The organism is Lysinibacillus sp. FSL K6-0075 (assembly GCF_038592945.1).
GTDB lineage: Bacteria > Bacillota > Bacilli > Bacillales_A > Planococcaceae > Lysinibacillus > Lysinibacillus fusiformis_F.
In genome coordinates this window covers 2,720,745-2,743,489 of the sequence record NZ_CP151947.1, presented here as the reverse complement: position 1 = coordinate 2,743,489, position 22,745 = coordinate 2,720,745, and the positions used below count along the sequence as shown (strand labels likewise).

The 22,745-nt window shown below is 34.0% G+C and carries 23 protein-coding genes and 1 pseudogene; 17 read left to right on the top strand and 7 right to left on the bottom strand.

Annotated features, from left to right (window positions below):
- Positions 1-9 precede the first annotated feature (9 nt).
- The 4 genes from MHB65_RS13490 (at position 10) to MHB65_RS13475 (ending at position 3,477) form a co-directional block, all read left to right on the top strand.
- On the top strand, positions 10-666 hold the full coding sequence (locus MHB65_RS13490) for a hypothetical protein (RefSeq protein ID WP_342440676.1): 657 nt from the start codon (positions 10-12) through the stop codon (positions 664-666).
- A gap of 236 nt (positions 667-902) precedes the next feature.
- The gene (locus MHB65_RS13485) at positions 903-1,658 is read left to right on the top strand and encodes an SDR family oxidoreductase (RefSeq protein WP_342440675.1); all 756 of its coding nucleotides are present in this window, start codon (positions 903-905) and stop codon (positions 1,656-1,658) included.
- A gap of 347 nt (positions 1,659-2,005) precedes the next feature.
- Positions 2,006-2,881 (top strand): cation diffusion facilitator family transporter, encoded by an 876-nt coding sequence (locus MHB65_RS13480; RefSeq protein WP_342440674.1) that lies wholly within the window; start codon positions 2,006-2,008, stop codon positions 2,879-2,881.
- Positions 2,882-3,276: 395 nt separating this feature from the next.
- Entirely contained in the window at positions 3,277-3,477 is a 201-nt protein-coding gene (locus tag MHB65_RS13475) for a cold-shock protein (protein ID WP_004225195.1), read from the top strand.
- 409 nt (positions 3,478-3,886) lie between these two features.
- On the opposite strand, the gene MHB65_RS13470 is transcribed toward MHB65_RS13475, so the two are convergent.
- The 3 genes from MHB65_RS13470 to MHB65_RS13460 form a co-directional block, all read right to left on the bottom strand.
- Entirely contained in the window at positions 3,887-4,285 is a 399-nt protein-coding gene (locus tag MHB65_RS13470; RefSeq protein WP_342440673.1) for a hypothetical protein, read from the bottom strand.
- Between the two features lie 369 nt (positions 4,286-4,654).
- A complete protein-coding gene (locus MHB65_RS13465; protein ID WP_205443869.1) occupies positions 4,655-4,771 on the bottom strand; it encodes a YjcZ family sporulation protein in 117 nt (38 codons plus the stop codon).
- 650 nt (positions 4,772-5,421) lie between these two features.
- The gene (locus MHB65_RS13460) at positions 5,422-5,895 is read right to left on the bottom strand and encodes a hypothetical protein (RefSeq protein ID WP_342440672.1); all 474 of its coding nucleotides are present in this window, start codon (positions 5,893-5,895) and stop codon (positions 5,422-5,424) included.
- A 765-nt stretch (positions 5,896-6,660) separates the two neighbouring features.
- Between MHB65_RS13460 and MHB65_RS13455 the strand changes: the two genes are divergently transcribed.
- From MHB65_RS13455 to MHB65_RS13425, 7 genes and pseudogenes are all read left to right on the top strand, one after another.
- On the top strand, positions 6,661-7,032 hold the full coding sequence (locus MHB65_RS13455) for a GntR family transcriptional regulator (protein WP_205443868.1): 372 nt from the start codon (positions 6,661-6,663) through the stop codon (positions 7,030-7,032).
- 5 nt (positions 7,033-7,037) lie between these two features.
- Positions 7,038-7,903, top strand: a pseudogene (locus MHB65_RS13450) (ABC transporter ATP-binding protein).
- Complete coding sequence (locus MHB65_RS13445; protein ID WP_205443866.1) at positions 7,896-8,501, top strand: ABC-2 transporter permease; 606 nt, start codon at positions 7,896-7,898, stop codon at positions 8,499-8,501. Before MHB65_RS13450 ends, MHB65_RS13445 begins: the two are co-directional and overlap by 8 nt.
- Before the next feature lie 154 nt (positions 8,502-8,655).
- A complete protein-coding gene (locus tag MHB65_RS13440; protein ID WP_342440671.1) occupies positions 8,656-9,030 on the top strand; it encodes a DUF6713 family protein in 375 nt (124 codons plus the stop codon).
- A 94-nt stretch (positions 9,031-9,124) separates the two neighbouring features.
- Positions 9,125-9,493, top strand: coding sequence for a hypothetical protein (locus tag MHB65_RS13435; RefSeq protein ID WP_205443863.1), 369 nt, complete (start codon positions 9,125-9,127; stop codon positions 9,491-9,493).
- Positions 9,494-9,630: 137 nt separating this feature from the next.
- Positions 9,631-9,801: a hypothetical protein gene (locus tag MHB65_RS13430; protein ID WP_342440670.1), complete on the top strand. Its 171-nt coding sequence runs from the start codon at positions 9,631-9,633 to the stop codon at positions 9,799-9,801.
- A gap of 1,368 nt (positions 9,802-11,169) precedes the next feature.
- A complete protein-coding gene (locus tag MHB65_RS13425) occupies positions 11,170-11,649 on the top strand; it encodes a GNAT family N-acetyltransferase (protein ID WP_205443859.1) in 480 nt (159 codons plus the stop codon).
- 131 nt (positions 11,650-11,780) lie between these two features.
- Here the strand turns inward: MHB65_RS13425 and MHB65_RS13420 are convergent, their stop codons facing one another.
- Positions 11,781-12,722: a DMT family transporter gene (locus MHB65_RS13420; protein ID WP_342440669.1), complete on the bottom strand. Its 942-nt coding sequence runs from the start codon at positions 12,720-12,722 to the stop codon at positions 11,781-11,783.
- A gap of 377 nt (positions 12,723-13,099) precedes the next feature.
- Between MHB65_RS13420 and MHB65_RS13415 the strand changes: the two genes are divergently transcribed.
- Both MHB65_RS13415 and MHB65_RS13410 read left to right on the top strand, forming a co-directional pair.
- Positions 13,100-13,660, top strand: a complete 561-nt coding sequence (locus tag MHB65_RS13415) for a hypothetical protein (RefSeq protein ID WP_205443856.1) — start codon at positions 13,100-13,102, stop codon at positions 13,658-13,660.
- A gap of 325 nt (positions 13,661-13,985) precedes the next feature.
- Positions 13,986-14,693 carry an S-layer homology domain-containing protein gene (locus tag MHB65_RS13410; RefSeq protein ID WP_342440668.1) on the top strand — a complete coding sequence of 236 codons (708 nt, stop codon included), beginning with the start codon at positions 13,986-13,988 and terminating at the stop codon, positions 14,691-14,693.
- A gap of 149 nt (positions 14,694-14,842) precedes the next feature.
- Here MHB65_RS13410 and MHB65_RS13405 read toward each other — a convergent pair whose 3' ends face one another.
- On the bottom strand, positions 14,843-15,007 hold the full coding sequence (locus MHB65_RS13405) for a DUF2197 domain-containing protein (RefSeq protein ID WP_243456214.1): 165 nt from the start codon (positions 15,005-15,007) through the stop codon (positions 14,843-14,845).
- Positions 15,008-15,032: 25 nt separating this feature from the next.
- Positions 15,033-15,662: a TetR/AcrR family transcriptional regulator gene (locus MHB65_RS13400; RefSeq protein WP_342440667.1), complete on the bottom strand. Its 630-nt coding sequence runs from the start codon at positions 15,660-15,662 to the stop codon at positions 15,033-15,035.
- A 187-nt stretch (positions 15,663-15,849) separates the two neighbouring features.
- Between MHB65_RS13400 and MHB65_RS13395 the strand changes: the two genes are divergently transcribed.
- The 3 genes from MHB65_RS13395 to MHB65_RS13385 all read left to right on the top strand — a co-directional run bounded on the left by MHB65_RS13395 (position 15,850) and on the right by MHB65_RS13385 (position 18,346).
- Positions 15,850-16,626 (top strand): stalk domain-containing protein, encoded by a 777-nt coding sequence (locus tag MHB65_RS13395; protein WP_342440666.1) that lies wholly within the window; start codon positions 15,850-15,852, stop codon positions 16,624-16,626.
- 661 nt (positions 16,627-17,287) lie between these two features.
- Entirely contained in the window at positions 17,288-17,512 is a 225-nt protein-coding gene (locus MHB65_RS13390; RefSeq protein ID WP_342440665.1) for a hypothetical protein, read from the top strand.
- Positions 17,513-17,944: 432 nt separating this feature from the next.
- Entirely contained in the window at positions 17,945-18,346 is a 402-nt protein-coding gene (locus tag MHB65_RS13385; RefSeq protein WP_342440664.1) for a hypothetical protein, read from the top strand.
- 150 nt (positions 18,347-18,496) lie between these two features.
- Here the strand turns inward: MHB65_RS13385 and MHB65_RS13380 are convergent.
- Positions 18,497-19,851, bottom strand: a protein-coding gene (locus tag MHB65_RS13380; RefSeq protein WP_342440663.1) for an IS3 family transposase whose coding sequence is annotated in 2 segments (ribosomal slippage) — positions 18,497-19,383 and positions 19,383-19,851 — 1,356 coding nt in all. Because the reading frame shifts where the segments join, the coding sequence is not laid out codon by codon here.
- Positions 19,852-21,333: 1,482 nt separating this feature from the next.
- Between MHB65_RS13380 and MHB65_RS13375 the strand changes: the two genes are divergently transcribed.
- Complete coding sequence (locus tag MHB65_RS13375) at positions 21,334-22,050, top strand: hypothetical protein (RefSeq protein WP_342440662.1); 717 nt, start codon at positions 21,334-21,336, stop codon at positions 22,048-22,050.
- Positions 22,051-22,745 lie beyond the last annotated feature (695 nt).

Genomic DNA, 22,745 nt, shown 5'->3' with positions numbered 1-22,745 from the left:
GGGCTATAAATGTTTATCAAAAAGATATTTACGTTATGGTTGCTACTTTCGATTCTTGTTTGTGGTGCATTTTTCTTTTTTCCAAATGCATCTATTCATTCTGCTGAAAAATCCAATGCTCCTCTGTCACGACCTAGCAATAATGAATTATTGCGTTATATTCAGCAATATCAATTTTTAATCAGTGAGATTTTTCATGCATTGCGCAAGGAATCCTATAGCTTTCAATTAGATTATGGGATTCTATCCAACGGGAAAATCGAGCTCCTTGTGTCATTACCCGCCAAGGTCGATCATAAGACAAAGCAACATATAGAAGAAACGATGTTGGGTGTTATAAAAGATAATGATTTAAACCCCATCTCTTTTCAAATAACGTTAAAGAATCTCTATGAGCCAGCAGAAGCGTTCTCGACTCGGCTAAGTTATAACGATGTAATGGCCAATCTATTTGAGACGATGATTGAACAAGATTTTGGCGCCTTCAGCATCGATCATAGTATTATGTCGGAGGAAATTCAGATAAGGATTAATTTAACAGAAGAGAAAAATGACATAGCTAAAAAGAAGGCTCAACAGTTAGCGGAAGACACAATAAAGCAGCATCAATTTGATATAGAAACATTTTCTATTGACGTTCAAAATAAAATTAAAATTTTAGATTAGAAATTAAGACAAATTTTTTTATTATATGAAGAAAGGGGAATTCATACGCTACATGTGGCAAATGCTGTAGCTTTTTTATGGGGAAAGTGTGTCTAGGTATGATGTTCATTTTCAAGGGTGCGCGGTGAGGAGTTTTGATTCCTAAAAACGGAGCAGATCATTATGGTGATGCTCTTTTTTTATTTAAAATCTCAATAACCATCGAAAGCATCCCATATTAACTGGGGGTAAAAACAATGAGTAAAATGCAGCATAAAATAGCGATCATTACAGGTGCTAGCCACCCACGAGATATTGGCACAGCTATTTGTAGAAGATTAGCTGCGGATGGTGTCAGTATTTTTTTTACACACTGGCATGCTGATCGTAATTGGATTGGCGAATTCAAACAGGAGATTTTGAGTATGGGTGTTTCTTGTGAAGAAATGACGTTTGATTTATCAGATTCACAGGCAGCCCAAACGATACTCCAAACGGCCGTCGAACAACTGGGTGTACCTTCCATTTTAGTAAATAATGCTGCCCATTCAGCACAGGATGGCTATCTAGTGTTAGATGCTCAAACATTAGACGAACATTACGCGGTGAATATGAGGTCCACCTTTCTTCTTTGTGTGGAATTTGCCCGTCTTTTTGAAAAAGCTAACTTAATCTCAGGGAGAATCATTAATATGACATCTGGTCAAGATTTAGGTCCTATGATGGGAGAGCTAGCCTATGTAGCAACAAAAGGGGCAATTTCAGCCTTTACTAGATCATTAGCACAGGAGCTAGCACCGCTAGGCATTACCGTAAATGCTGTCAATCCGGGGCCAACAGATTCTACATGGATGAATGATGAAATTAGAGGTTATTTATTACCTAAGTTTCCAAAGGGTCGGCTCGGAACGCCAGAGGATGTGGCCAAAGTGATTGGCTTTCTAGCTAGTGATGAAGCTACATGGATAACTGGACAAATAATCCACTCAGAAGGCGGATTTCTGCGAGGATAGAGAATAAAATTGAGATCAAAAGTCTTGCTACGATTTGTGGCAAGGCTTTTTTACGTGCCCATAAAAAAGGGTCACTTCCCAATTTGGAAATGACCAAGTTTTGTCAGGTGTGTTCGTTGGAGGAAAAAATCTTAAAGAACAGATACACTATTATTTTATTCGTTTAGTATAATAATTTCTAGGTTTTTAACCAGTAATTAAGTTTCTTCCTAAGCGCTGTATTTTTTCCCATAATCAACACTTTTATCTTCGCCCTACTTATGTATAGTAAGGCAAAAAGGTTGCTGTAGACCTACTCGATGTTGGGTTGTTATGATGATAATGTACGTAAGTGGGAGGTAAGTGAATTGGAAGCAGAAAGATATAATAACCTTAAATTAGGTGAACGTGGCGCCATCATCAGTATTATTGCATATATAGTTTTATCCATCGTGAAAGTTGGAATTGGTTACATGAGTGGTTCAGAGGCTTTAAAGGCGGATGGATTAAATAATACAACAGATATAATTGCCTCTATTGCAGTACTGATTGGACTAAAGCTTTCACAAAAACCTGCAGATCATGATCATCGATATGGGCATTGGAAAAGTGAAACCATTGCATCAATGGTCGCTTCATTTATTATGATGGCCGTTGGTATTCAAGTATTAGTGGGTGCTTTTACTTCAATTTTTCAAGGTGGAAAAGAATCGCCAGATATGGTTGCAGCCTATGTGGGATTAGGATCGGCGTTGGTGATGTATTTTGTCTATCGCTATAACAAAAAATTGGCAGAAAAGATCAACAGTAAAGCCGTTATGGCTGCTGCTAAGGATAATTTGTCAGACGCTTGGGTAAGTATTGGAACCGCTGTAGGTATTTTGGGATCACAACTACATATGCCATGGTTAGATACGGTAACAGCTATTATTGTAGGTTTCATCATTTGTAAAACCGCTTGGGAGATTTTTAAAGATGCTTCTCATGAACTTTCTGATGGATTTGATGAGAAAATACTTCAAACATACAAAGAAATTATTTTAAAAATAGATGGCGTTAAAGGGTTGAAAGAAATCAGAGGAAGAAATTATGGTAATAACGAGGTAATCGATGTCGTTATTCTTGTAGATGCAAAGTTAGATATCACGAAAGCTCACGATGTCGCTTCTGTTGTTGAAAAAAATATGGTTGAAAAGCAAGGGGTCTATGAAGTGCATGTCCATGTTGAACCTAAGGAGGCATAAACGGGAGTAGAGTGATTGAAACCAAAGAGCACTAGCAAGTGTGAGGGCTGTTGGAGGAAATAATGAAGGTCAATGGGATGTAAGTGACTGGCGAGATATTCCTCAATAAATAATTATTCTGTAACTGCTTAATGGTGATGAAATGACTAATTTTAACTTTTAAAATAAGTGGTAATTGTAGGTTTTAGCCTTTCATTGATAAAAATTTCATTTAGGGCTGGACTAATACGATTTTTTATCATATACTGTATGTAATAGAATCTTTCTTAAAGAAATAATAAATTCACATATTACAAAGAGTAATCGTGTTTTGTTAGTTACTTTTTGTAATATGTGAATTTTTTTCTTTGGAAGTTGTATGATTTTATTTAATAACATTATTGGAGGTCATTTAAATGACACAAGGTACAGTAAAATGGTTTAACGCAGAAAAAGGTTTTGGTTTCATCGAAGTAGAAGGCGGACAAGACGTATTCGCTCACTTCTCAGCTATCCAAGGTGAAGGTTTCAAATCACTTGAAGAAGGTCAAAAAGTTGAATTCACAGTAGAAGAAGGTCAACGCGGACCACAAGCTGCTAACATCGTTAAACTTTAATTTTTAAAAAACATTCTTGAATAGAGTGCTTTCAATAGACAAAGTCGATTTTTTCGACTTTGTCTATATTTTTTTGACTCAAAACATATTGAGATCTTTATTTTAGATTTAATAATTGATTTTTTATCATTAACGTACCTTCCAAAACGCCCCTATGAAATACTACCGTACGAAAATCTCCTGTAAACAATCCTGCATTTCAAGTGAACTGTACCTAAATTTTTACCCAATATTTTTCATTGGAAGAAATTGCATAGATTTTCAAGAGGATTTAAGTAGTTATACCAATGATTTTGATAATCGTTGTAGCGCAGATTCCCTAAACAAGTTGTCTACAACCCAACACGGACGATAATGAACGCAGAAGCAGCAGGAGGGAGTATTTACGTGGGGCTGGTAAATGCCATTCTTACACATCAAAACTACCTAAAACCATAAAATCTACAATAACGCCACTTACTGGATTTTCTGAACCCAATACACTAATTCCTAATACTGTGACACCACTAATATTGGTAATATTAGCAGAGACATATTTTCCAATACTATTCTTCTCCCTCATTTGTGCTCTCGGTCTTAAATTTATCGACGAATTTGTCGAGTATACGCTTGACACGGCATAGTCAATTGTTGATAAAAGAGGGGTGCCATTAGCTAATGCGTTGTCTGTAAAATAAAATGTGGCTATCCCATTTGCATCAGATGTAGCTTGTCCATAAACAATACGCTTTACTTTTTCTGGATTCGACTCTCCTGCTTTAAACACTTGCAATATCGTTGGTGCAAGTGTAATAAATTCAATGCTCATAGCCATTCTCCTTTGTTATTTTTAGCCTTAATTATGTTTATATTGTATGAACTTTATGTTAGATTAGTACTTTATATGAGCAGCCGAGCTTGTTTTGACATATGTAAGCCATCACAATTAAGAATTCTATACACGATGCTAAAACAATGGATATAGAATATGGCGCTATCAAGAAAACACTTAAAAGAATATGTTTACTAAAATGAAGTGTGACAAAGTATGCATATGAGGAAAGAAGCTAAAAAAGGGTCACCAGAGTGGGAGACGACCCTTTGGTCATAGCATGAAAAGATAAGGCTGATAGATAGGCATTCCACTAGTAGCAGAAGGCGTAATGCAGGTTTTTAATTGTTGCCAATAATACAAGTATTAATTATGCAAGAAACTAGCGCCGACAATAATTAAAAGAATAAATAGGACAACAATTAGAGCGAATGATAAATTATCGTGCTTGCCATAGCTTGAACCGTAAACTTCATATCCCATATTAAAGTCCCTCCTTTCAGTCATCTAGAATATGTAAAGTTATAGAAAGCAGCTAGCCAGTTATTCTCCTTTTTTAAAAAATGTATATTACATATTTATCGTGGTTCGTACGAATTAGAAATATTTAAGGGTCACTCGGCTGGAAGTGACCCTAAGTAACAATTCGGGAGGTACAAGTTAAACTAGTTTAGCTTAACACTACTATTTATATGAAAAGCTAACTCCTTTTGTATAGTTTATTGCCTTTAAAATAAATTTAAACAATAAAAAAGGCTGTGACGGTCAACCAACGTCATAGCCTATGAAGTGCGTGCGATACACTCATTTAATAGTTTGTGTAAATATAGCTTATTTATACATTTAAAAAGCCGCAGCGTCGTCACACGCTACAGCCGTTGTCTTGCCAGTATAGTCAGATGATTCATTATATCATAAATTATTAAATAGCAACCTCAAAATGAACATAGCTGAATATGAGGACACCATTAAAACAAGATAAAATCACTGTGGGAAGTGGACAAGGCATAGAATAAATCGCTCATGGGAGAATAACAAGGGACACTAATAGATATCCTATTGGTCATTTTATTTTAAATTTGATGAAATATAAGTTAATGAAGTTTTCTATTCAGAAGCCAAAACGTATGATTTTAACATGAGCCAGAAAGACATACATCATTTGTTTTCATGCCATCATCGAGAAATTTATTAAATTTTGCTATGGCTTCATCCAAATTTTTGGCGTGTATCTGTTTTTGGCTATCTGAAGATGAACTTTGAAATAAACCAGCCTCCATTCTAACCTTTGATTCCAATTCTACAAATTCATCAATATTGACTTGCTTATATAATAAAGCTTTTACTGAGTCAGAATGATTCTCAGATAGTGACAATAAATTAATATGATTTTCCAGCATTTGCTTCTTTTTATCACTATTCTGTTCTTTTAAATAGCTCTTCTCAAAATCTAAAATAAATTGATAATTTTCTATCAAATCTTGTGCGCCTGAAAAAAACGATGTTTTATAGTATCTGATTTGTTCAGATTGCGTTTTAACATATGTAAAGGTTAATAATAATGTAACAACTAATAAAATGGAGAGTATTATAAGTCCTTTTTTCATGTAAATCCCCCATATTCAAAAAATAAAATTGAAATAATCGTATCTAATTATTTTCCTATCAATCACTAGCTTACAATTTGTTGTCATAATAACCATGGATAAATATATCACAAATTAAACAGCAATCATTCAATAAATAAATCCCTTTTATGGTAATAATTAAATAGTGTTATAGTGTGTAATGGGTTAAGATCTGAAATTTAAGCGTAAAAAATAATGATGCTAATAAGAAAACAGCTATCTAAATTTGAAAAGATTGTTCTGAAGGTAATTCTAGATAGCATAACCAACCAAATGATGTAATAATTTTCCAATATAATAGGAGCATGTTTTGATAAAGCTGATATCAAAACATGCTCCTTCTATTTATTATTTATCAAAGCTACTTGTACTTTAGATTAAACCTCTTACTTTGCAGAAATCGCATTCATTCAAGTCCTCCTCTTATTGGTGAAAAATTTCCTTTCAAACAAAAAAGTGGTTGAACTAAATTTTCATTTGTGTATATAATGTTTATATAGTATATATACAATATGTAATGGTGAAGGTAAACGTATGTATTTCCGCCTTTAGAGAAGGGAGATTTTGTTGCGAGGATGGGAAGATGGATTTTGGATTCGAGGCTCTTCACCGAAAGGATTACCCCTTACTCCTTTCCATTTTTTAATATGGCCATCTCAATTCATGTTATTGCGATACTGATTGCAGCACTAGGGGGCATTATTTCAACTATATTCTCAAAAAAAATAAAGAAGAGGGATTGGCATGCAAATCATTATTTCGAACAGTTCAAAGGAGCCAATTTATGAACAGATTACGAATCAAATTAAATCACTTATTTTAGCAGGTGAACTACAGGAGGGGACAGCAATACCTTCTATGCGCAACCTCGCAAAGGATTTACAAATTAGTGTGATAACGACGAAAAGAGCCTATGAGGAATTAGAGAAGGCGGGCTTTATCTATTCCATTGTCGGCAAAGGATCTTTTGTTGCAGAGCAAAATTTAGAGGTTATAAGAGAAAAGAAGCTGAAGGTTATTGAGGAACAGCTGAGCGCGGTCATAACGAATAGCAGAGAAATGGGCCTGTCACTTGAGGAGTTACAGGAATTATTGAAGATTTTATACGAGGAGTGAAAGAAATGGAAAATGTAGTTGAATAAAAAATGTAACGAAGAAGTTCAAAGGTTTTTCTGTAAATAATATTGATTTACAAGTGAAGCGAGGCTTTGTTACGGGATTCATTGGAGCAAATGGCGCGGGTAAGTCGACAACGATAAAAACGATGATGAATCTATTAAAACCAGATACCGGAGAAGTGAAGCTTTTCGGATTGGACTACAAGACGCATGAGAAGGCGATTAAGGAGCGCATCGGGTTTGTATACGATGGCAATATCTTTTTTGAAGGGCTGAACTTGAAAGATATAAAACGCATAGTTGCACCTGCTTACAAACGCTGGGATGATACATTATTTTATCAATATGTCGAACAATTCGAATTACCACTAAACAAAGCGATAAAAACTTTTTCAAAAGGGATGCAAATGAAGGCATCATTGGCGATAGCACTCTCACATCACGCAGAGCTGATCATTATGGATGAGCTAACAGCAGGATTAGATCCCATTTTTAGACGGGAGCTGTTAGATCTATTACAGGAATTAATGGTGGATAGTAATCGCACCATCTTCTTCTCTACGCACATTACAACTGATTTAGATCGTATCGCAGATTATATAGCTTTTATACAGAAAGGGGAATTAGTATTTAATCAGTCTATTCACGATGTAGCTCAAAACTATGCGCTAGTTAAAGGCCAATTGAATCTTCTGGATAGAGATACTGAAAAGGCATTTGTTCATGTTCATCGTGCAACAACAGGATTTGAAGCATTAACGGATAATATCAAGGCAGCAAAAAATATTTTCGGAGACACAGTTATTATTGAACGTGCCTCTCTGGAAGATATCATGTATTACTTTAAAGGAGGCATCCATCATGCTTAACTTAATCAAACGCGATGTCATACTACAGAAAAGGCAGCTAGTAATCTTTATTCCTTTTATCTTAGTCTTTATTATTATGGGGGCACATCCAGCTTTAATTTTTCTAGTTGCCAGTATTTTTATTCCCTTTAACACATATGCATATGATGAAAAAGTAGAGACAAATATATTATTAAATTCCTTACCTTACACACGTACGGAGATTATCGCATCACGCTATCTTGGTGCAATTGTATATATGATTTTATCCATTGGGGTGACAAGTTTAGCGTTATTTGCTTTCAATAAACATTTTACGATGGCAGATATTGCGATTGGTAGCGGCTTATTCTTATTATTTGCTGCGCTTACTTTCCCATTATTTCAGGTATTTAAACAGGGCTATATTACAACTGTTATACTGATTAGCTTTATCCTCTTAACATGGATTTCACGACCTGTTGCATTGTATATGAATGAACACTTAACAGCAATCATTGATTTTATAGATCATACATCTGTCACGGTTTTATATATAGGAGCGGCACTTTTAATTTTGGCAATCTATAGTATTTCTTGGGGGATTACCAATATTATTTACCAACGAAAAGCGTTTTGATTGTGTTCATTGAGGTAATGTTTTCCTCTCAATTATTTAATCTGAGGAAAAGAATGATAACGAACTTTAAATCGACATATTTTGGCGGGTTTATTTGGTATTTCAAAAGTGGTTTTATAGTAAAATTTGGTATATAAAATGTAGGAGGTTTTATATGCCTGATTTATTACTCATCCTTTTTTTATTGAACTTTTCATTATTTCTTTTGCACGAAATGGATGCTATAAGACATTCTGAGTGGCGATTGTTTATAATACTTAAAGATATGGAAGATTCAAAGGCTTATAAAGTATTCACTTTTATTCACCTGTTTCTTTACGTATCAATCCTTTCCTTACTTTTCAGTCAGTATCAAACCATTATTTTTTGGGTTCTTGATTTATTCTTTATCATTCATGCAATCTTGCACTTCATTTTTGAACGACATCCTCGAAATGAATTTAAAAATAGGTTTTCAAGAGCCATTATTTATCCAATGGGATTTCTTGCTGTAATACATTTAGTATTTTTATTTAATATTTCGATTTAAGGTATGATAAAGGAAGTTTTCAAAGTGGAATTTCCTGAAAATTATTCCAATTTGTTGATCTTCTGCTTATTATAAAGATGGAGGTGATTAACAGATGTATAGTAATACCGCAAATATGTTGAAGCAAACGAACAATCTTATCAATGCATTGAAAAAAATAAAACAAAACCTATCCTTTGTAAAATTGTATATGAATAGCGATAGAATACTGGCAATTTATTTTTTAAGTAATGCATATAGTGACTTTAATTTATTTAAAACAATTTATTTATCTGTAACACCTGGTGATCAAACAATTGATGAGTTTTTACAGGAGTATGAAAAATTCTTTGTAGACGTGAATAAATACTTAGAGGTCTTTACTGATGATAGCGTGGTTGAAGATCGACTTCATAAGGAAGTTTTGTTTGCGATTAATGAATTAGAAAGATATTTGTTAAATCTGTTAGATGTGTACAGATAAAAAGTTAGACATTCCTTATTTCTGAGGGGTGTCTTTTATTTTAAGAGGTCTCCTTTTGAATAAGCTAAAGCCTCTCTAGTTGTAGCGTTAGAGGATAATCAAAATGAATTAGAAATATTAAGTATTGGGAGAAATATATGATTAAAAAAATTGAAATGGGTTTGTTCGTAATTGGTATAGTAATGGCATTAATAGGCATGCCTTATTTATTGGGCTATTCAACGAATGAATTTTTAAAATACCCTCTCTATTTAGGGTTAATAGTAGTGGTTGTCTCTTTCCCTGCAAAAATATCAAAAAAAAAATAATTTGAACTTATTGGGATTTTAATACTTGATGTCTTCTGCATTAGAGCTTGTATAGTAGATAGACACGCTTGTGATATAGTTCCTAACAAAAGACAAGTAACAAGGCAGTAGCAGTTTATTTCGCTGATATGTAAAAATAAACTGCTAGTAGATAAATGAAGATATAGAAAACAGCAATACATTTATATATAACTGTAGAGTAATATTGATCAAGACTTGAGGGCGTTAATACCACAATGGAGAGAATTACAATCAAGATATACAAAGGACTATATGTCAGTTGGGAAAGTAAGGTAGTTATAGGTTGGGTGCTTACATCGGTCATATTGCCTCCAAATGATGAAACGAACTTCATTCATTTTATCAGTAACTTACTCAAATGGAACTAGTAAATATTGGGTGTAGGATAAAGCAAAGGAGGACGATATGAGAAAATTGAAATGGGTTCCATCTTGAATAGCTTAATCTAAAAATACTTTTAAATAATAAAAAACTAAACAGACAGTCACAAAAGAATTAAACAAAAACGCTAGCTTGTTTTGAAACCTAATTTTAAACAGAAACATCATTAAATTATGAAGAAATAAATACATTGTTATAATAATAAAATGAATGATAGAAAATAAGAAGCTCCATACAACTAAAGAAATAGTACTCAAATCCCCAGGATAACTTTCTGCAGCTGTAAATCGAATACCTCCCATAAAAAGCACCGTCACCCATTGGAAACAATAAGTTAAGAAAAGCACTATTACAAAATAAACGATATACGATAAATAAAGAAAAAATGTCTTAATAACCATTCCAGTCTCCTCCAATAATTACAATAACGATATTTTTATCAATTAGTTGCAAATGTCTAAAAGAAATGATTCTTCCATAATGAAGCAGGGTAGTTGAAAGAGGGGGAATTTTCATATATGGCAAGGCAATCCATTGTTAAGATTTGATAGGTAAAGTATCCCATGGAATGAAATTGGAATAGGACGTTAATTAAATAATAAGTTGTATGGAGGAATCTCATGGATTAATGAAGTAACTAATGCTAAAGAAATGATACATAGGTCTAGAACTTTCACGAGGATAGTGACAGTTAGAGAAAGAAAGCCCCGGGAATTGAAGCGATTGTTGCTCCAATACGGCAGTGGTAGTGAACGAAATCAAATTAAGGCTAATTATATTTAGCAATACATCACTAACAAAAGGACAGCATGAAGCCAGTTGGGGTGTTAGGACATGAACAGATGATCAATCCCCAAACGTTATCGTGATGAATATAGATTTTATATTTTTGAAATTTCAAATAAATGAATGACCAAAACCTAAAAAAGTGGTAAAGTATAGAAAAAGTGAATGGAGAATTATGTAATGGAAAAACTGAAAAAGGTTGAATTAAAGCATTTTTCAAGTGAATATATGAAAGAATTGAACACTTTTGTACTTACTGAAGAACAAAAACAGTTTTCTGCACTGCCAAGCAAATTTGAGGAAATTAATGAAGGACAGCATCGTATTGTAATTTTAAGTGAAAATACACCTGTAGGTTTCTTTCTCCTAAATTCAAATGAACGAGTTAAGAAATACTCTAATAATATAAATGCGATGCTATTATCTGCATTATCAATTAATCATATGGAGCAAGGGAAGGGCTACGCAAAACAAGGCATGACATTACTAGTAGAGTTTGTTAAAACAGAATTCCCTAACTGTGATGAAATTGTTTTAGTTGTTGACAAAGATAATATACCAGCGCAGAAACTATATGTAAAAGTAGGGTTTGAAGATACGAATGAGAGGCTAATAGGACGTATCGGTGAAGAAATTATCATGAGACAAATAATAAAATAATAATAGACCAGCATTGTCACCAGAGTTTATGCTACATTTTGTAGATGAACTCTGGTTTTATGTTTTGCGGAAAATGTCGGATCCATTCTTAAAAATGAGCTTCATCGCTCGAGGTTAGCAAAGAAAAGCATTTAAAATATCCTAATTAAAAATACACCAGCTATCATTACCATTAAACCAATTATTTGTAATGGTTCCATTCGATTTTTTATCGAGTTAAACAATCCGAATTGCTCTACCAACAGGCTACCAGTGATTTGACCAAATAAAACAAGGACTACAGTTTGTCCATTTCCAATTTGATTGACAAGAAATACATTGATTAGTACATAAGATCCTCCTAAGATCCCTCCAATCCATATCCACCAAGGAGCAGAGTGTTTAAAAGGCTCTTTAATATTTGTGTAAGAGCGATCCATTAACCCAACAATTATAATCAACGTAATAGTACCCACAAAGAATGAAACAAGGGCAGCATGGGAAGCAGAGTGAAGAACTTTCCCTAATTGTCCATTAATAGCAATTTGGATAGCTAGTAACATTCCTGCTAATATACCTACTATGCGCCAAATCCATTGTTTCAACATGTTTTCCTTATTTGTTAGGAGAGAAATCTGGTCATTTTTCTTGCTTCGTATAGCTGTCGCTAAAAAGACACCTAGTAAGACTAGTAATAGGCCAAAGATTCGATTCCATCCAAAAGAATATTGTATTGAATTAAACCAACCATAATGATCGATTAACATACTCATCAGAGTCATTCCCAAAATTGGTAGTATGGCTGTCTGCACACTTCCCAATTTAGGAAACAAAAGAATGTTGGTGGTTATTGCAATAGCGCCACCAATTCCTCCCAACCATATATAGATAGGCTGGTTCAAGAATAAATCTATTGGAATACCCAATGATGAACCACTACTTAATAATGTAATCGTTAAGAAGATGACGCCAACAGCGAATGAAATCATTGAAGCTAAAAGTGGAGAAATCACAAACTTTCTTAATTGAGCATTAATGGCAGTTTGCCCAGCAAAAATAGCTCCAATACCTATAGCCAAAAGTATTGCAAACATAAAAATTCATCACAACCTTTGTTGAATAAAATGTAACGAAAAAAGAAATTTAAAACAACGGCATGATTGATTATATCAAAGTACGTGTCAAATTTTATAAAATAAAGCATTGAACACTTAGTAAAAAATAGATTTTATTTACTAGAAGCTCTGGATCCTTTATGCAATGTAGCCAATGTTAGTATTTTCAATAGATGTCCAACGCCACCAGCTCAGGATACTGGAACATTAAAGAAGATGATGAAAAAAATTTGTCTCTCAAAAAAGAAAAGTGATTTCTCAGGTATAGAAGCGGCTAAGAATTAGTAGCTTTATGTCAATAAAGTATAGTGTAATCACTTCATATTCTGTATATTGGTGTATGAGGAGGAGATTTAATGGCAAGAAAATGGATACTACCCTTTTTGTTAGTATTAAGTGTTTTGATAGCTGGATGTAGTCAGGGGCAAGAAAAAGATAGCAACAATGGTGGAGATGTAGAAGTGACCATTCCAGCTATATTTTTTGAAGGACAGGACATCGATTCGGTTATTTCTAAGGCGAAAAATAGTGGGATTAAGGAAGTCATGAAGAATGATGATGGTTCTTTAACTTATAAAATGTCTAAATCAGAACACAAAGAAATGATGAAAGGTTTAAAAGAAGGCATTCTAGCAAGTGTAGATGAGATTAAAGCTAGTGAAGATTTCAAATCTATAAAAGATGTAACATATAACAAATCCTTCTCAGAATTCACATTATCTGTAAACAAAGAAGAGTTTGAAAATAGTCTTGATACAATGGCCTCATTAGGACTAGCTTTAACAGGTATGTACTATCAATTATTTAACGGTGTGGACGAAAAAGATTATAAAGTCAAAGTAATTTTTAAAGACGACTCAAACGGAGATGTAATCAACACAATAATTTATCCTGATGATTTAAACGAGAAAAGTTGATTTTAAGAACACCTAATTTGGGTGTTCTTTTTAATTACTATGAGAGCGATCGAATGGAAGTAGTGTCCACAGTAGCAGCAGCAAATCTGAGACGAGAACAAAATAACAAAATTCTATAGGTGCTCCATTAATTTTGAACTTGGGTATTTTTGTATTTATTCATGGTTCCACTCTCATAGATAATGAAGCTAGTTTAGAAAATTGCTTGAAGTGGTAAAGTTCTATCTAGCTAACATTACCAATATTTGTTTAGATATTAATATTCGAATCTATGATAGTATCAATAATTGTGGAAAATATATGTATGTAAGAGAGGAAAGTGAATATGCAAAAGAACACGATCAAAGGCTTTTTTTTAGGATTGACAACAGCAATGGTATTAGGGGCTGCCACAGTAACAGTAGGTGCTGCGAGTGGAACATTTAAGGATGTCAAAGCTGGTGCGTGGTACGAAGATGCCATTCTTTGGGCACAAGAAAAGGGAATTGTTAGTGGTTATCCAGATGGGACGTTTAAACCAAATAGCAATGTCACACGCGCTGAATTAACAGGTGTTGTTCAAAACCTGGCCGAAGGGGGTTATATTGATGCGGATTTAGATCGGGTGGATCAGTATGAAGCAATCAAAATTGGAAAAACAACCAAAGAGGATTTGATTAGGATGTTTGGAGGATATAGTCAAGGCTCTAACTATGGTGAATATTATATTTCTTCAATAGAAACAACAGTATGGTTTAACAATGACGGCACAGTAAGATCTAAGGGTGGGTTTAGTGCAAATTACCCTCAAGTAACAGTAGAGAACTTAAAAAAGTTAGAATCGGGTATGAGCTATGAACAAGTTAGTATGATCCTAGGAGGAAAAGGTTTAACGTTTGAATCAAAAAATACGAATGAAAAAACGTATGGTTGGCGTGGTACGGAAGCTCTAAATGCTTCATATGCTCATTTAGTTTTCGATAAGGTCGGAGATGGATTATCTTTAGCACTTGATCGGAGTAATATTATATACCCTAAAACTAACAATGAATAATTTGAAGATAGTATATTTGTTAAGTAGAGATAGACCTAAATTATTCCACAAAGCCCAGATACTCATTAATTTGGAGTCTGGGCTTGTGCTTATTCAACTCGTAATTCCTTTTTATTATCCTCAATTTTTTGGTAGGCCGCCTCAAAGAGCTATCTAAAGAAATTTTTAATGGCATCCATACGAATTTTACTATAACACTCTTCGCAACGAAAAATCTTATCTGTTCTTTCCTTTAACTGTCTGAATCTCAGTGACCCCTCATATACTCTGAATTTATTTCTACAACTAGAGCAAATTACCTCATAGTAGTTCATAGCTATCCTCCCCAGGTGTGACTTATTATTTTTTAGTTGATTTATCGAAGATTGTAATCAGTTCCCTTGTATATTCCTGAACATTTAGCTGAGGATTTCTCATTAATTCAATGGTGAACCCATCAATGGAATTTCTTATAGTTAACGCCATTACTCTAGCAGACAATTGGGTGAATTCTCGGAAAACACCCTCGTGCATTCCTAGTGTGAGTATGTTTTCAATGGGAAGAAAAATAGTATCATCATGGTCCGCCGCAAATCGAAGTTTGCCATCAGCAGTTCTTTCATTAGAAACAATTTCAATGACAGCGAAAACATGTTGCCTATTTTCATCTATGAATCTCAGGTTTGATTCAATATACACGCTAAGCATTTCTATAGGAGATGGTTGATTTTCTATTAGAGGTGCAGTATAGGCTTGACATGCCATATAGTATTCGTAAATTACTTGCTCTAATAATTCCCCCTTGTTCGCAAAGTGATAGGAAATAACGCCCTTACTGATTTGTGCACGTTTTGCAATTTGACCTAATGAAGCTTGAGCGTAACCGACTTCAGCGATCGTTTCAATGGCACATTCTATAATTTGAGTTCTACGAGCTTTTTCAATAAATGACATTTCTTTTTGGTTAGTTGTTTTATTTTTTATACTCATATATATATTTTAGCACGGTCGTACAAATAAATCGAATAAGAAAATTTAAGTCGACTCCTATTTTTTTGTAGTGTCATTATCCATAAGAATTATTTACCATTAGTTAATAATGGATAGAATATATATAATAAAACTCTTACCTAATAGAATAATAACGAAAGATTGGATTGAATGAATTTTGAGTAAAATGAAAAGATTAGTAGTTTGTTGTTTAATAGTAGTTATTGCAACATGCCACTTCGGTACAGCGAATAGTACTGTATATGCAAGTGAAAATGATAATCAGATTTATAATGGTAAAGTGGTAAACGGAAGACTTTACGTACCTATTCGAGCTGTAGGTGAAAAGATAAAGGCGCAAGTAAGCTGGGATGCGACAACGAAAACAGCCACTTTAATTAAAGGTAAGAAAGTGATCAAAATGACACTTGGCTCCAAGATCCTAAAAGTGAATAATGAGCAACGACAAATGGATGTATCGTTACTTTTGGAAAATGGAAGCATTTTTTTACCAATCAGATTTATCGGCGATGCGCTAGAGTACAAAACTACATGGACTCAATATAACCGGGTTGCAGGCCTATATTCTGAAGAGGAGCAGTTTGGTGTCGTTGTATATGCTCAACCACTGTACTATGAGGATGGCTATAAGCTGCTGGATGAAGCCATTGCTAAAGTAAAAAATATTTCAACTGTCGCTCAAAAAAGACAGTATTTAAAGCCATACTTCACAGATGAAATGATTAATTTAATTATTATGAGAAACTTGACCTTTACGGATATGTCCCAAGAATATAATTATTATTCTTACTCTTATCCAAAAGAAACGAATATGAAAATCAGTCGTGAGGTTTCTGTACCTGGAAAGTTTGGACGGTTGGTACAAGATGCTTTACTTACAAAGAGAAATAATCAATGGGTAGTGGGTTCTCTTACAGAAGGTTTTTATCAATTTATGCCATAGAATTTTGTATTTTACTAAACAGTTAGATTTAGTAGCACTTAAAAACTACGTTTGAAACTTTCAAGAGTAGATACAGCAGTGTCAATGACAAGTTAACACATATTATATGGGGATCACATTACGTGATATCTTATCTTATTTTATTTTGGAGGTTTCTATTGAGCAGACAATAATAATTCCAACCAAGGAGCTGAAGTAAATGAGCATTTTACAGCAAGACTAAAAACTAATTGCTGATACAGTTGTTTATAACTTATAAGATGAAGAGTCAGTTGTAGAAACAGTGGTTTAAACGCAAAAGATTTAGTTGTAACAGGAGAAACTATGAATGGATGTTAATTATGATGATTTATACAAAATATTACGATGAAAATGTTAATAAAATTGAACCCTCAGAATAAATACAAGCATAGGATTAGCGTTATTTTTTATGTCAAAAATATTTTTAACCTAAATTTAATATTGAAAGAATATACTAGAATGGGGAAAGTAGGTTTTGGATATCTACCGCTGATGGATCGCCGTATGCGATGATAGTCGCCTGTACGGTGAAGGCTCGTTATAAAACTGAAAGATAGATAAAGTATAAGACGAGAACGGTATTTTAAAGACACCGCCAGTTTTAAATGCAGTTTCACCAGTTCCGATGAATAGTCTTGTTGTGTTTAATTTTACGGATGATCCTGATTGGAGAGCAGCCATCAATAGTATTACTTATACTATTGAATCAATATCTTATATTGGAAACATAATAAATAGATTCCAAATTGATGTGGGTACGTTGTTTCAGTATCCTGGGTATGCTTATGGGATGAACGGTACATGGGAATGGACAATTAAAGCAACAGGCTACGAAGATATTTTAGTGACAGTAATAGTACAGTAAAAGAAAACATTTTTAGAGCGTCCATCTGGGCGTTCTTTTCTTTTGTTCTCTCGATTGAAGAGCTTTTTATTACAATAAAATCTAAGCAATGTACCATGCCTAACAGTGAATCTTTAGTAATTAATTTTAGAAATAAAAATACGATGTTCACGAGAAAATAAGTATTAAGTTTTAGCACAGACAGGTCGCCGTATGTAATGAAAGTAGTTTGTGTGGTAATATTTAGTATATTATTGAGAGATAAAGAGGGTACAAGAAGGGGTAACATACAAAGTGATTAACAGTTTCCCCTCTATGGAACTGTTAAATTTTTTGGAGGAAATATTTTTGGGAAACATACTGCTAACGGTTCGCCGTGTACGATGAAAGTCGCCTGCACGGTGAAGGCTCGTTATAAACCTATTAGATAAAGAAGGATAAGGCGAGAATAGCATGATGAGTTCTGCAAGTAACACAATTGGCACTATTATTACTGTAACATTTTTTGGAACAAACGTCCCGTTACCGGATAATCAACAGTTAAATAATATGTCTATAAATGGAGCGAATGACACTTTCACAATTGAGCAATCAGGGATGTATGAACTTGAATATCATATTTACCTTACTAATCCAGCAACATCGACATATTCTAGATTGGAATGTAATGGTGCACCGCTTGTAGATAGTGAGTTTACTCCTGTAATAGGTACAGATCATTTAACTAAAAAGGTCACAGTAAATCTAAATGCAGGCGATACTTTGAGTTTGCAAGTATACAATTATTTAGGTCCAGTTACATTGGTAAATGGAGACCCATCTAAAGTTACATCATTAAGTATTACAAAGAAGTAAGTTTTTAGGGACATGTCTTTATGACGTGTCCTTTTTCTTGTATCTTTTGAAAACACCTTACTATGCGAGGGGTTCTCAAGGGTCTTCAATTATGGACAAGAAAAAACCCCAAATGAAGTGACCCCTAAAAGTTAGACACGGTTATTTCGTTTAGACAGCTTGGGTAAAATGAGTTCGGTACTGCACTGGACTCATTTTTAATTTTGCCTTCATACGTTTCGTGTTGTAATAGTTTATATAGTTTTCCAGTTCCTTTTTAAAATGCTCGACACTTTTAAATTCCTTTAAATAGAGAAATTCCGACTTCATGATGCCAAAGAAATTCTCCATGACAGAATTGTCGTAACAGTTGCCTTTATGCGACATACTTTGCACAATCCCTCTTGATTGAAGGGCGTGGCGATATTGTTTCATTTGATAATGCCAGCCTTGATCGGAATGCATGAGGAGCTGGTGTTCTTCTGGCAACCGCTCTAAAGCCTTTTCTACCATCTCTGAAACTAACGAATATGTAGGTCTAGAGCCAATTGTATACGTAATAATTTCGCCATTAAATAAGTCTAAAACAGGCGATAAATAAAGCTTTTCACCAATTAACTTAAACTCCGTAATATCTGTTACCCATTTCTCATTAGGCGCTTTTGCTGTAAAATTGCGATCTAAAATGTTAGGCGCAATTTTACCAACTGTCCCTTTATATGACTTATATTTTTTCATACGAACGATGCACTTTAAGCCTAGCGCTTTCATCAGGCGTTGCACTTTCTTATGATTCACTTTTTGCCCACTATTCGCTAGCTCATCACGAATGCGACGATAGCCATAACGGCCTTCATGTTCCTTATAGATTTCTTGAATTTCGGCCTTTAACTCGGCATCTGGATCGGGACGATTCATCTTCTTTACTAAATCATAGTACGTGCTACGTGGAATTTCTGCGAACGCTACAAGCGCCTTCACCGAGTATTTATGCCTTAATTCATAGATGACGTTTACTTTGTCTTCTTTGGTGATTTTTCCTTGGCTTGAACTAAGGCGTTTAACTTTTTTAAATACTCGTTTTCCATACGTAGACGATTGATTTCTGCTTGAAGTGCTTCTGGTGAGCCTTCTACTGGTGCTTGTTTTGGTTGTTTATTTGTTTCTTTTTTCATGGATGGACGCCCATTTTTCTTTGATTGAAGGGCATCGAATCCTTTTGTTTCAAATTGTTTTTTCCAAAAACGAAGTGTAGAAGGAGTAGCTATATTAAAGATAGCTGCCGTTTCAAGTAAGGACGTACCGTTTTCAATCATATAGTTTAGTACGTCTAGTTTAAACTGTGCCGAATAATTTGTATATCGTTTTATAAACGCTTCTACGCCGTTATACTCATATTGTTTCACCCAATTAAGAATCGCTTTGTGATCTGTTCCAATTAATCTAGCAATTTCATGTGAACTTTCTTTACCTTCTATGTAGCGTAGGACTGCTTGTAATTTTTCTTCTGATGTATATTTCGCCATATAAAAACTGCTCCTCCAATTGTTAGATGTGTCTAACAATTGGGGAGCAGTTCATTTGGGGTGTTTTCATATGGCAAAATATAGAGATGCAATGAATTTAAAATAATAGTTGTTAAAGAATATTTAGAAGGTACTTTAGGCTATTAATTATTAGCCATTAAATATGGTATCCCTGTTGAACTCAACTAAAAAAATGGATACGTGCCTATAAAGAATTAGGTGAAGAGGGGCTATGTAGAAAGCGAACAAAATAAGTTTATTCTGTTCAATTCAAATTAGATGTATTAAACTTTATGAAGCAAACATGCTTCTTACCTAGATACAGCGATGGAATTTAAAATGAATTATCCCTCTTTAATTACGAACTGGAACAGTATTTTTCTGAAAGTAGGTACATAAGGTCTGAATGAAAAAGTGAAAAGCTCAGATTCTACTACAAATAGCAAGACTGTATCAGACTTTCGAACACACAATATTGAAGAGAAACAAAATATCATCCTCAAAATAACGCCATCACGTACAGATTTAACGTTTAATCAAAAAATTCTTCTTATTTCAGGGGCGGTGGACTAAATGCCATTTGAGTACAAAGTACGTAATCCATACGGCACTATGGGTGCAATAAAAAATACGGAGTGGAAGAAACGGTAGAGGAAAAGGCTGCTCGATTAGAACAAGAGAATAAATTGTTACTCGGTACATGATGGAAATGTCATGATATATAGCAATGCAAGAAAAACGACTAGAAGGTCAGTAAAATGCCATTATTATTTAGCTTTTACGTTGATCGCAATGTCGTTACCTAGAGGTGAAAGTGATGTTTAATGAAAACAGTGGTAGTCGGTATTTGGAGCAACTTGTAAAAGTTAATCCAGACAAGCGTGAATAGGTACCTAATCATCTAATTTACGTGAAGTTGTCTTCAATACATTAGATAAGGTAAAGGCTTTGCGTTAAACTTTTTTCAATTTTTTTAACCTAAATTTAACCTTGAGAGAATATACTTAAACTGGGGAATAAGTTTTGAAGATCTAATGCTGACGGATCGCCGTATGCGATGAAAGTCGCCTGTACGGTGAAGGCTCGTTATAAAGCTGAGATAGAGAAGGTATAAGACGAGAACAGCAATGTAGCTCCACAAATTTCGAGCATTAATATCTTTAAGAATAGTAACAATCAGTACACAAAGGCAGAAATAAAATTTTCACACCCTATCAAAGATTCGACTGTAGTGCCAGGGGAATTTAAATTTTATGACAATAATAATTCTTATAATCCAATAATGGGTTCAATGTTTAATACTTATCGTCCAAACCTACCCCAAACATCAAATCAAATTGATGATGAGTATATTACGGTAGAATTCGCTCCAAAGAGTACTGTGGCTAACGTAACATATACTAAGGGATCCTTAAAAGGTGTAAATGGAGTAGAAGTTGAATCACAATCTGTGACACCAGTGGTAGAATAAGGTGAAATACTATGGTATATAAACAAAGCGTTGAACAAGAATGGTCAATTGAAGAACAAGAAAAATCATTAAATATCGTTGTTTCTACGAAACTCCATCATACGCAACTAGAAGAACTGTTAGCTCATTTTGCAGTTGAATATGGAACTTGTAATAAGGATATCTATGTCCAAGTATCTGAAGTAGAATTTAATCAAAACTATGATATATCTTCTGATAAATGGAAAAAGGAAATATCTCAGCATGTTTTTATACTAGATGTGCTAAAAGTTAAAGAACTACCCATCTTTAATCGAAATCATTTAAAAGAAGGATTTACTATTCATTCGATTCAAGAGTTAACACCACAAGAGATTGATTTTATTGAAAAAGGTGAAAATGTTTGGTTTCCGACTAGATTTCATCCACTTCGTTATGAAACAGTTGCGAATAATAGTTTGATTTTACGCTACCATAAAGAATTAGTAGGCTGGTGTGTTGTGTTACCATCTACAAATCAATTGCTAATGTATGATAATCTTTTTGTTAAAGAAAGATATCAATCATTGGGAAGAAGCTTGTCATTGTTTTGGCACGCTATTTTACTGCAATTAGAGCAAACACCAATGAAATATCTTACCTTTGTGGTAGATGGGGAAAATGAAAAGATGTTAAAAGTTTTGAGGAATAAAGTTCATGTTCCACTAATTGATTATCAGAAAGTAACTGTTTTCAAATTAATGGATTAAATTAAACTGAATAAATAGTAGAATTCAGTCTTTATAAAGGATACGTCATATTGACCTATCTTTTTCACATTGCCTTCCACTTACATGGAGGGCTTTTTTATATGCTATGTAAGCAATTATGATGGGCAACGGTACAAGTTACTGATTCTCGATTCGCCTCATGGCTTTTTATTTTCATAAAAATGAGCAAAGGATAGGTGATGATAAAATGAAAGAATAACTAGGAACAAAGTCAATCGGTGGTGAAGTGAATAATGAAAGGGTACGTTAAGATTTCTTTACCCTGTCGTGGTTCTCTTGATTAACTTTAAATTTGTAATTATGATGACGGTTGGGAAATAAATATAAAGATCTAACGCTGACGGATCACCATAGGAATTAACTTTCAAGTTTAATCCTGCAATAGGTTCAACAAGTATGAAGGTACAACAATCAATCGATGGAGGATTAACTTGGGTTGTTTCAACACTTGTTGCTGTATTTGATGGGCCTAATTATAACGTAAAGTATATCAGCCCTATATTAACAGAATTAAGTTATGGTGTTCGTATTGATGGTTGGCACTACCTATCATATTAAGTTAGTTGTAACATGTCGCATTAAAGATGGTGATTCTAATATTGTGATTATTACTTATTAATTCGTTTAGTTAAACTTCGCCATTAGGTGGGGTGTTTTCATGTAGAAAATTATAT

What these genes read in the sequence shown, in the direction of transcription:
- MHB65_RS13490 (WP_342440676.1), top strand. Translation starts at nt 10, where the DNA reads ATGTTTATCAAAAAGATATTTACGTTATGGTTGCTACTTTCGATTCTT.
- MHB65_RS13485 (WP_342440675.1), top strand. Translation starts at nt 903, where the DNA reads ATGAGTAAAATGCAGCATAAAATAGCGATCATTACAGGTGCTAGCCAC.
- MHB65_RS13475 (WP_004225195.1), top strand. Translation starts at nt 3,277, where the DNA reads ATGACACAAGGTACAGTAAAATGGTTTAACGCAGAAAAAGGTTTTGGT.
- MHB65_RS13470 (WP_342440673.1), bottom strand. Translation starts at nt 4,285, where the DNA reads ATGAGCATTGAATTTATTACACTTGCACCAACGATATTGCAAGTGTTT.
- MHB65_RS13465 (WP_205443869.1), bottom strand. Translation starts at nt 4,771, where the DNA reads ATGGGATATGAAGTTTACGGTTCAAGCTATGGCAAGCACGATAATTTA.
- MHB65_RS13460 (WP_342440672.1), bottom strand. Translation starts at nt 5,895, where the DNA reads ATGAAAAAAGGACTTATAATACTCTCCATTTTATTAGTTGTTACATTA.
- MHB65_RS13455 (WP_205443868.1), top strand. Translation starts at nt 6,661, where the DNA reads ATGCAAATCATTATTTCGAACAGTTCAAAGGAGCCAATTTATGAACAG.
- MHB65_RS13445 (WP_205443866.1), top strand. Translation starts at nt 7,896, where the DNA reads ATGCTTAACTTAATCAAACGCGATGTCATACTACAGAAAAGGCAGCTA.
- MHB65_RS13440 (WP_342440671.1), top strand. Translation starts at nt 8,656, where the DNA reads ATGCCTGATTTATTACTCATCCTTTTTTTATTGAACTTTTCATTATTT.
- MHB65_RS13435 (WP_205443863.1), top strand. Translation starts at nt 9,125, where the DNA reads ATGTATAGTAATACCGCAAATATGTTGAAGCAAACGAACAATCTTATC.
- MHB65_RS13430 (WP_342440670.1), top strand. Translation starts at nt 9,631, where the DNA reads ATGATTAAAAAAATTGAAATGGGTTTGTTCGTAATTGGTATAGTAATG.
- MHB65_RS13425 (WP_205443859.1), top strand. Translation starts at nt 11,170, where the DNA reads ATGGAAAAACTGAAAAAGGTTGAATTAAAGCATTTTTCAAGTGAATAT.
- MHB65_RS13420 (WP_342440669.1), bottom strand. Translation starts at nt 12,722, where the DNA reads ATGTTTGCAATACTTTTGGCTATAGGTATTGGAGCTATTTTTGCTGGG.
- MHB65_RS13415 (WP_205443856.1), top strand. Translation starts at nt 13,100, where the DNA reads ATGGCAAGAAAATGGATACTACCCTTTTTGTTAGTATTAAGTGTTTTG.
- MHB65_RS13410 (WP_342440668.1), top strand. Translation starts at nt 13,986, where the DNA reads ATGCAAAAGAACACGATCAAAGGCTTTTTTTTAGGATTGACAACAGCA.
- MHB65_RS13405 (WP_243456214.1), bottom strand. Translation starts at nt 15,007, where the DNA reads ATGAACTACTATGAGGTAATTTGCTCTAGTTGTAGAAATAAATTCAGA.
- MHB65_RS13400 (WP_342440667.1), bottom strand. Translation starts at nt 15,662, where the DNA reads ATGAGTATAAAAAATAAAACAACTAACCAAAAAGAAATGTCATTTATT.
- MHB65_RS13395 (WP_342440666.1), top strand. Translation starts at nt 15,850, where the DNA reads ATGAAAAGATTAGTAGTTTGTTGTTTAATAGTAGTTATTGCAACATGC.
- MHB65_RS13385 (WP_342440664.1), top strand. Translation starts at nt 17,945, where the DNA reads ATGATGAGTTCTGCAAGTAACACAATTGGCACTATTATTACTGTAACA.
- MHB65_RS13375 (WP_342440662.1), top strand. Translation starts at nt 21,334, where the DNA reads ATGGTATATAAACAAAGCGTTGAACAAGAATGGTCAATTGAAGAACAA.